At 30.0% G+C, this 257-nt stretch carries 1 pseudogene; it reads left to right on the forward strand.

The window, feature by feature from the left end:
- Positions 1–257 (forward strand): annotated as a pseudogene (locus NG901_RS16760) (Na+/H+ antiporter NhaC family protein); the annotation flags it as partial.

Genomic DNA, 257 nt, shown 5'->3' on the forward strand with positions numbered 1-257 from the left:
ATTTTTATTAACGTTTATGATGTTTTTTATGACATCAACAGTTGCTTTTGCTGAGGAGATAGATCCATCAGTAATGAATTCAGGCAAATTTGGATGGTTTACTATATTGCCACCACTGGTAGCTATAGTACTAGCATTTATAACTAAGGATGTTGTAATATCGTTGTTTATAGGTATTTTATCTGGATCATTTTTATTAAATTTATCTAGTGGAAATCCATTCTATGCACTTATTCAAGCATTTTTAGATTTTGTGC

Origin of the sequence: Clostridium sp. CMCC3677 (assembly GCF_023845585.1) — a bacterium.
In the GTDB taxonomy this organism is placed as follows: domain Bacteria; phylum Bacillota; class Clostridia; order Clostridiales; family Clostridiaceae; genus Clostridium; species Clostridium aquiflavi.